This is a genomic window from Deltaproteobacteria bacterium (genome assembly GCA_009929795.1).
GTDB lineage: Bacteria > Desulfobacterota > Desulfovibrionia > Desulfovibrionales > Desulfomicrobiaceae > RZZR01.
On record RZZR01000112.1, the window covers coordinates 1 to 7445 of the forward strand.

General features: G+C 60.2%; 11 protein-coding genes. 5 read left to right on the top strand and 6 right to left on the bottom strand.

Going from position 1 to position 7445, the window contains the following annotated elements; translation table 11 throughout:
• The coding region (locus tag EOM25_10705) for an O-acetyl-ADP-ribose deacetylase (GenBank protein ID NCC25646.1) at positions 1 to 412 on the top strand (412 nt) is incomplete at its 5' end.
• On the opposite strand, the gene EOM25_10710 is transcribed toward EOM25_10705, so the two are convergent.
• The 6 genes from EOM25_10710 to EOM25_10735 form a co-directional block, all read right to left on the bottom strand.
• The gene (locus tag EOM25_10710; GenBank protein ID NCC25647.1) at positions 373 to 1623 is read right to left on the bottom strand and encodes a radical SAM protein; all 1251 of its coding nucleotides are present in this window, start codon (positions 1621 to 1623) and stop codon (positions 373 to 375) included. The genes EOM25_10705 and EOM25_10710 overlap by 40 nt on opposite strands.
• Before the next feature lie 113 nt (positions 1624 to 1736).
• Entirely contained in the window at positions 1737 to 2129 is a 393-nt protein-coding gene (locus tag EOM25_10715; protein NCC25648.1) for a 30S ribosomal protein S9, read from the bottom strand.
• Positions 2130 to 2145: 16 nt separating this feature from the next.
• Positions 2146 to 2574 carry a 50S ribosomal protein L13 gene (locus EOM25_10720; GenBank protein ID NCC25649.1) on the bottom strand — a complete coding sequence of 143 codons (429 nt, stop codon included), beginning with the start codon at positions 2572 to 2574 and terminating at the stop codon, positions 2146 to 2148.
• Positions 2575 to 2695: 121 nt separating this feature from the next.
• On the bottom strand, positions 2696 to 3151 hold the full coding sequence (locus tag EOM25_10725) for a pyridoxamine 5'-phosphate oxidase family protein (GenBank protein ID NCC25650.1): 456 nt from the start codon (positions 3149 to 3151) through the stop codon (positions 2696 to 2698).
• 11 nt (positions 3152 to 3162) lie between these two features.
• Positions 3163 to 4002 carry a hypothetical protein gene (locus EOM25_10730; protein NCC25651.1) on the bottom strand — a complete coding sequence of 280 codons (840 nt, stop codon included), beginning with the start codon at positions 4000 to 4002 and terminating at the stop codon, positions 3163 to 3165.
• A 19-nt stretch (positions 4003 to 4021) separates the two neighbouring features.
• Entirely contained in the window at positions 4022 to 4567 is a 546-nt protein-coding gene (locus EOM25_10735; GenBank protein NCC25652.1) for a hypothetical protein, read from the bottom strand.
• A 199-nt stretch (positions 4568 to 4766) separates the two neighbouring features.
• On the opposite strand from EOM25_10735, the gene EOM25_10740 reads away from it, so the two are divergent.
• The 4 genes from EOM25_10740 to EOM25_10755 all read left to right on the top strand — a co-directional run.
• Positions 4767 to 5561 carry a thiamine biosynthesis protein ThiF gene (locus tag EOM25_10740; GenBank protein ID NCC25653.1) on the top strand — a complete coding sequence of 265 codons (795 nt, stop codon included), beginning with the start codon at positions 4767 to 4769 and terminating at the stop codon, positions 5559 to 5561.
• Positions 5545 to 6204, top strand: coding sequence for an MFS transporter (locus EOM25_10745; protein NCC25654.1), 660 nt, complete (start codon positions 5545 to 5547; stop codon positions 6202 to 6204). Before EOM25_10740 ends, EOM25_10745 begins: the two co-directional genes overlap by 17 nt.
• Positions 5796 to 6992: an MFS transporter gene (locus tag EOM25_10750; GenBank protein ID NCC25655.1), complete on the top strand. Its 1197-nt coding sequence runs from the start codon at positions 5796 to 5798 to the stop codon at positions 6990 to 6992. The genes EOM25_10745 and EOM25_10750 overlap by 409 nt, the downstream gene beginning before the upstream one ends.
• On the top strand, positions 6985 to 7445 hold a 461-nt coding region (locus EOM25_10755; GenBank protein ID NCC25656.1), incomplete at its 3' end, for a GNAT family N-acetyltransferase. The genes EOM25_10750 and EOM25_10755, both read left to right, overlap by 8 nt.

Sequence of the window (7445 nt, forward strand, 5' to 3'; positions counted from 1 at the left end):
CCTGCCCGAGATTCGGCCGGGGGTCCGCTGCCCCACGGGCGAGGCCCGCATCACTCCGGGCTTTGATCTGCCGGCCAGGTTCGTCATCCACACCGTGGGACCGATCTGGAGGGGAGGCACCAACGGTGAGCCCCAGGCTCTGGCCTCCTGCTACGCCAATAGTCTCAGGTTGGCCGAGGAAAACGGCCTAGCCAGCATGGCCTTCCCGGCCGTCAGCTGCGGGGTCTACGGATACCCGCCCAACCAAGCGGCACGAATCGCCGTTCAGGAAATCGCCAAAGCATTGGCCCGGGAAAGCTCATTGCGGGAAATCCTGCTGACGGCCTTCAATCCGGATATCTTCCAGATCCTGGGCACGGCCCTGGGCGAAATTCAGGTTCCGACGGTTCCATCCATGGCCGGGTTGAAGTAGCCGACGCCCATCCAGGGGGCCGCCTTCCGCAACCGCCGGAGAAAGTTCCCCAGCCCCATGGCTGGACCCAGATCCCAGGTTTCGGCCAGATCCATGTACCGGTCGGGATCGAGGCTTAAGTTTCGCATCTGGACGAAATCGGTCCGGGTTTCGGCCAAGAAGGCGCTCAAGGCCTCCAGTTCTCCTTCGGTGTCGGTCACTCCCGGAAAACATAACAGATTCAAGGATACGAAAAGTCCTTGGGCCTTTGCTTCGAGGACGGTGTGGCGGACATCGTCGAAGGTGTAGTCCACCGGACGGTGATAGGCGACGTAGCGGGCCGGGTCCGCGCTGTTCATGCTCACCCGGATGGAGGACAGCCCGGCCTTGGACAGTATTGGGATGGCGTTCGGTCGGCTACCGTTGGTGTTGATGTTCACCGTGCCCGGGCCCGAGCCTTTTCGAAAGACGGCCACGGCCTCCGCAATCAGGTCGGCTTCGGTCAGAGGTTCTCCTTCGCAGCCTTGACCAAAGGAGAAGATTGGGTTGGCGGCCCTTTCGGCGTGAAAGTTCATGACCTCCACGATTTCGGCCGCAGTGGGCGTGAATGCGATGCGATGCTGAGGGGCTGTAAGGCAGGAGGCCTTTGGCTGCAGGGAAATGCATCCCACGCATCGGGCGTTGCAGGATTGGGCCGTGGGCAGGGGGGCCTCGAAACGGCCCAGGGCCAGATTTTTGGCCGCCGGACAGCAGTAGGAGAGGGCGCAATGCCCGAGATGGGCGGCCAAGCGATTGCCCGGAAGCCGGGCCAGCATGTCGGCCACGCCCTGGTCGATGCGGCCCTGGGGGATACCGGTGAAGATCTGTCTGGGATCCTGGTCGACCTTGGTGGCCGCGACCCAGAATTTGTCCCTGGCAAATCCCACGGCTCCAAACGAGAACATGGGAAGGATCGGGGCTCCCGGCCGGGTATCGTAGGCGGCTACGCCTGAGATGGTGTGGGCCGGGCTGACAAAGGCGGCCACGCCCTGGACGTCGTCCAGTCGCTCGATGGTCCCGGTTTCGGGGTTCAGGCCCATGGGACTGCGGCAGGGCAAGAGGTAGAGGGTACTTTCCTCGGGCAGGGGAATGAGTTCGTCGGGCCGGGGCAGGGCCAATTCCCGTCCCCGCCGGCAGAGCAGGAGGAGGTCTGGATGGTCGAAGATTTGCCCCTGTTCGTCGGCAAAGAGCATTCTCGGCCTGATTCTGGTTTTTTTCGACGACACGGTGTTCCCCGGAGGTGAAAAAAGGGGGCAGAGCCCATGAGACCCCGCCCCCAAAGAGATGCTGACGGAAAAGCGTCGGTTTAACGCTTTGAGTACTGGAACCTGGCGCGAGCACCGCGCTGGCCGTACTTTTTGCGTTCCTTTACCCTCGAGTCCCGGGTCAGGAAACCAGCCCGTTTCAGGGCCGGACGAAGATCCGGATCGTAGTCAAGAAGTGCCCTGCTGATGCCGTGACGAACGGCCTGGGCCTGGCCGGAGAGACCGCCTCCGTCCACGTTGACCGTGATGTCAAATTTGCCCAGGGTCCTGGTCAGGTTCATGGGCTGACGGATGATCATCTGCAGGGTGGCCCGGGGGAAATATTCCTCGTAGGCTCGACCGTTGATCGTGATTTTGCCGCTGCCCTTGTAGAGACGCGTCCGGGAGACCGAGGTCTTGCGCTTGCCGGTTCCGTAAAAAAAGTCCTGGCTCATGTAATGACTCCGTACCTTAAGGTTCGAGCGGGGCGGGCATCTGAGCTGAATGCGGATGGTCCGGGCCCGCGTAGACCTTGAGTTTCTTGAGCAGATGTCTGCTCAGACTGTTTTTGGGAAGCATCCCACGCACGGCGTGGCGGATGACTTCCTCCGGCTTCTGCTGCAGTTGCTTGGCCAGGGTGATGTCCGAGAGACCTCCCGGGTACCCGGAATACCTGTAGTAGTGCTTCTGCTGAAGCTTGTTCCCGGTGACCTTGATCTTTTCTGCGTTGACCACGATCACGAAATCGCCGTTGTCCACATGGGGAGCGAATTCCGGCTTGTGCTTTCCGCGCAGGCGCTGGGCGACCAAGCTGGCCAGGCGGCCGAGGATCTTATCTTCGGCGTCAACCACGATCCAGTTTCTCTGGATGTCCTGCAGTTTTGGGCTATACGTCTTCATGAAAATCTCCTTGAGGTCGAACTGAAGAGGGAACGCATAGAGGCTTTCTGATATGTTGTCAACAAATTCATCTTCGAAGGAGTCCGGCCCGGACGGAAGTCGCCTTCAAAGGCTTGAGGGATCACATTCGTTCCTTGCCCGAAATGGACTCGATCCGGATGCGGATGACGGCCACCGAATCCATGGCTTTTTCCGGGACGTCCGTGAATACGCCTCCATAGTGGCGGAGAATGCATTCTAGGGCGGCGGATTTTTCTTTTTGGACGCGAACCAGTTCGGCCCGCCCGGTACCGATCACGCTCTGAAATCGGGCCGTCCAGCCGCACGAAGTATCGGCCACGACAATTTCGTGCAGGATGTCGAACTCGAACCCGACGCGATCGTTTCGTTTGAGAATTTCCATCTTTCGGCCTTCCAGGGCGGTGTGCACGTAGATGCAGTCCCCGTCATAGCCGAAATTGAACGGGAGTACATAGGGCTGGCCCTCGTCGCACAGGGCGATGCGACAGACCCGGCAGTCGGCGATGATGCGATCGATGGCCTTTCGATCACTGATTTCCCTGTCCTTTCTGCGCATTTTTCATCCTCCTACTGGTTCAAGAGAAGATAGTACATGGCGGGGATCATGGCCGGAGCGTATTCGTAGGCCCCGATGCTTGGACTGGCCCGGTCGTATGGTCTTCCCTCAATGTCAAAATTCAGAACTGGAACGGGGACGCCCGCGCCAATAGCCGGACTGCCCGGTCTCAGCCGGAAGTTCTTCCGGGCGATGTCGACGAAGAGCGGGTTCTGCGGTTTCGAACCGTGAGCCTCCCAGCCGGTTTTGGCCTTCCATTCGTCCCAGTCGGACATAAAGTTGTCCCATCCCTCGCCGCCTGAAGGGTCACTTCCGCTGAAGGGTTGTTCCGGATCGGCTTGAAAATAGAGGTTGTGGTCTCTGGTCGAAAAGGTGGTGCCGTCGGTGCTCAGGACACATCGGGCATCGTTGGCCCCTCCTGCGTAGTCGAGGGTGCCGAAGATGATGTTGTTGCGGACGGTCAACCCGGGCGTCTCCTTGGTGTAGGTGTTCAACGACACGGCCCGGCGGCCGCAATCGTGAAAAATATTGTTTTGGATCAGCATGTCCGAATGCCAGGCGGCCACTCCGTAGGCGGACGAGCCACCCCGGACGCCTATGCATCCGATATGGCAATTCGTGACCTTGAGGCCGTGGGCCTCGATTTCCAAATAGCCGCAGTACAGGCCATGGCGTCTAGCGAACATGGCTTCGAGATTGTCGAAGGCCACATATTGCGAATAGTCTTCGGCCGTCACAATCCGCCCCCTGTTCGAGTCCCAGCTGCCCACACCGAGAACGTGGAGGCATGTGTCCCGCTGGGGGGCCTCCACCGACAGATAGCGGGTGGCCGGGTCCGATGTGGAGTACACGTACAATAACTTCAGCGTTTCAGGACCAATCCCGCTGGCGGACGAGGCCCGAGAAGGACGGATCGAACTCACGGTACCGGCCGGTGGAGAAGGAGCCGTCTCGTTCCTTGAAATACACCTCGGCCACCGAGTACCCTCCTTGGTATGGATTTTCCAGAGGGGTGGCCGAACGCCAGATATTCGGTGCGGCCTGAATCCATCCCGTGGCCGTTTCGGAGCCAAGGAAACTGGGTCTGGATCCCGACCCAAAAGCCCCGTAGGTCGTCACCCAGGCTTCGGGCGTTCCCGAAGATGTCACCCGCAATTCCTCCCGCCATGTGTCTCCACGTCTAAAGAGAACACAGTCGCCGGGCTGGAATATCCTGGAGTTGACCGGGTCGAGGCCCTGCCAGGGTGTTATTTCGGTGAGGCCGTCGTTGGAATCGTTGCCGTTTCGGGCCACGTAGTAGGTGGCCGCAAGCGAAAAGGTGGGACAGAGGAGGAGGAAAAGGAAAACAAGAACAATCAGCCTCATGGCCGGAGATGGGGAATCATCGGTTTTGGCTCGATCTGAAAATCCCGTCATGAAAAGTTTCTTGATTTGGATGCTCATTCGGGGTGGGCTTCGCTTTCAGGCGGAGTCCATCTGATTCAGAGGGCTTCGGACAAAAAATGGCCGAAGTCAAAGTGCAGATGCACATTTTCACGATAGACTCCAGTCTTGAGATCAACTTTCGATCAGGATAGAGATTATGGTAAGCACTTGTCCAAAAGGAGTGAACGTCATGCATGAATTCCTGAGCCGCTGCCGACCTTTTTTCACTGATCGGGGATTGGAGATTCTTTCGCAAAAGACCATCGCCATTTCCGGACTGGGCGGGGTAGGCGGCGGAGCCTTTCTGGCCCTGGTCCGCTGCGGCTGCGCTTCTTTTCGACTGGCTGAAAACGGAATTTTCGACCCTCCGGACATGAACCGCCAAGCCGCGGCCTTCGGGTCGACCATGGACCGCCCCAAGTTGGAGGTGTACGTGGAGCTGGCCCGAAGCATCAATCCTGACATTGAAATCCAGACCTGGCCCAAAGGCCTTCAGATCGAAAATCTGGAGGAATTCATTCAGGGGGCCGACGTTCACATCGGGGCGATGGATGTCGAAAAAGGGGCCGAGGTCAAGGAGCGTACCCCCGAGGTCCAGAAACGCTTCAAGGTGCCCATGTTCACGGCCGGAGTGGTCGGATTCGGGGCTTTGATGATCAACTATCATCACGAGGGCATGCGGGAGATCGAATTCAACCGCCTCGTACGTATCAAGTCCGAGGCCAAGCCCGGTCTGCCCTCCCTGGTGACCAGGTGTTTCGATGCCCAGACCATGGAGGTCTTTGAGCGGGCTTGGTCCCAGGGGCAGTGCCCCAGCACGGCCGTGGGCGGACTGCTCTCCAACGCCCTACTGGCCAACGAGGTCATGGTGTATCTTCTCCAGGGCACGGGGGTGGTGGGTCGGGAGGCCGTGTTCGCCCCCAGGTTCGTGACCCTGGACGCCCTGGGCCTCGACATGCGGGTGATCGATGTCTCTTCGGACTGAAATCCGGCAGCGCCTGCTGACGGCAAGCATGGCCCTGGCCCTGTTCGTTATGGGGCTGGACGCCGGGGTGGTCAACGTCATCCTTCCGGAACTTCAGAGCGTCTTTGAGACCACGGTTTCCCGGGCCATGATGCTGGCCACGGTCTATATGACGGTCATGGCCGCCTTTCAGCTTACCTTTGGCCGCCTGGCCGACCTCATCGATCCGGTGGCTGTTTTTCTGGGCGGGGTGGCATGCTTTTTTTTGGGCTCACTGGGCTGCGTTGTATCCGAGAGCATCACCCATCTGCTCATCGGCCGTGGGATCCAGGGCCTGGGCGGGGCCATGCTCGGGGCATCCTTCGGGGCCATTGTCCTGCGGATGATGCCCAGGGAAAAGACCGGCGGGATCATCGGCCTCATGACCATGGTCATGAGCCTGGGGAGCATCGTTGGCCCGCCCCTGGGCGGGTTCCTGGCCCAGCATCTGTCCTGGCACTGGGTCTTTGCCATCAATCTGCCCATCTGCCTGCTGGCCGCCCTGCCCCTGGTGCTCATTCTCCGAACAAAAGGCGGAAAAGGGGATCGTCCGGCCGTGTCCTTCAGGAGTCTGAATCCGATCGGGGCGGTTCTGAGTATGGTCTGTTCGCCTCTCTGCCGTTGACTTTCAGCCAAGCCGGAAGGGACGGCTGGACCGCCGGACCGGTCCGTCTGCTGGCCGGAGTGTTCGTCCTGGCCGCAATCCTGTTCGTCCTGCAGCAGCAAAGGACCAGCTCGCCCCTCATTCGAATGTCCGTCCTTGCCGACCGTCGCGTGGGGCTCATCGTTGGAATCAAGGTCCTCGGGCTCATGGCCCTGAACGCGGTCATGCTCATCTATCCCTTTTTCATGGTCCACCGCCTCGGCCTGAGCGTGTCCGGAACCGGACTGATGATGCTGGCCTGCGCCGTGAGTATGGCCCTGCTGACACCCGTGAGCGGCAAGATGACCGACCGTTTCGGGTCGACCCGGGTCCTGGGCGGCGGGGGATTCGCTCTTCTGGTCACGGCCGCCATCACCCTGGCCTGGGCTCCTGCCGCAGGCCAAGCGGCAACCTTTGTTTCCCTGGCTCTGTACGGGGTCTCCTTTGCCGGCCTGACCATAGCCAGCACGGTCTATCTGCTCAAGCTGGCCCCAAAGGGCGAGGAGGGGGTGTTTTCGGCCCTCAATTCTCTGCTCATGCCGGTCAGCGGTTCTTTGGGGCTGGCCGTTTTTTCCTACGTCTATTCGGTCCGAGCCGTGGGGCCGACCCCGACCGAGGCATCCCTGGCCGGGTTCCGGGCCAGCATGATTGGCATAATGGTCTGCGCCGTCCTGCTTGTGGCGGTCGTGAGATTGATGAAATCCAAAGGGCGGAAGCAAACGGGCAATGCCTCGGCAGAAGTGATCGGACAGGAGGGTAAGCATGCTTGAAGATCAAATACTGGACAACGGTTTGGTCCTGGGCCTGTTTCGGCCCGAGGACGCTCCGGGCATCGTCGAATGCTACCGTGAGGTGTACGGGGAGAGCTTTCCCCTGCCCTATGTCTACGATCCTGAGGCCATTGCCGAGCGAAACGCCCAGGGCAAACAGCACATGCTCGTCGTTCGGGACACTGATGGCCGGGTGGCCGGGCTGATCGGCCTTTTCCCGGTGGATGGCTGCCCGGAGATGTTCGAGGCCAGGCAGCTCATAGTCCGCGAGGGGTTCCATCATCTGCATCTGGGCCGGATTCTGACCGATGCCTGTTTCCGAGATCTGCCACCCATGGTCGGGGCCAAGGTGCTCATGGGCGAGGCGGTCTGCGAAACGACCGTCTCCCAGGAACTTGCCGCCCATGACGGGATGATTCCGACCGGACTCGAACTGGACTCTCTGCCTGAAAG

Bases quoted from the DNA above. Each gene is read 5' to 3' on its own strand.
- EOM25_10710 (NCC25647.1), bottom strand. From the start codon at position 1,623: ATGCTCTTTGCCGACGAACAGGGGCAAATCTTCGACCATCCAGACCTC.
- EOM25_10715 (NCC25648.1), bottom strand. From the start codon at position 2,129: ATGAGCCAGGACTTTTTTTACGGAACCGGCAAGCGCAAGACCTCGGTC.
- EOM25_10720 (NCC25649.1), bottom strand. From the start codon at position 2,574: ATGAAGACGTATAGCCCAAAACTGCAGGACATCCAGAGAAACTGGATC.
- EOM25_10725 (NCC25650.1), bottom strand. From the start codon at position 3,151: ATGCGCAGAAAGGACAGGGAAATCAGTGATCGAAAGGCCATCGATCGC.
- EOM25_10735 (NCC25652.1), bottom strand. From the start codon at position 4,567: ATGACGGGATTTTCAGATCGAGCCAAAACCGATGATTCCCCATCTCCG.
- EOM25_10740 (NCC25653.1), top strand. From the start codon at position 4,767: ATGCATGAATTCCTGAGCCGCTGCCGACCTTTTTTCACTGATCGGGGA.
- EOM25_10745 (NCC25654.1), top strand. From the start codon at position 5,545: ATGTCTCTTCGGACTGAAATCCGGCAGCGCCTGCTGACGGCAAGCATG.
- EOM25_10750 (NCC25655.1), top strand. From the start codon at position 5,796: ATGCTTTTTTTTGGGCTCACTGGGCTGCGTTGTATCCGAGAGCATCAC.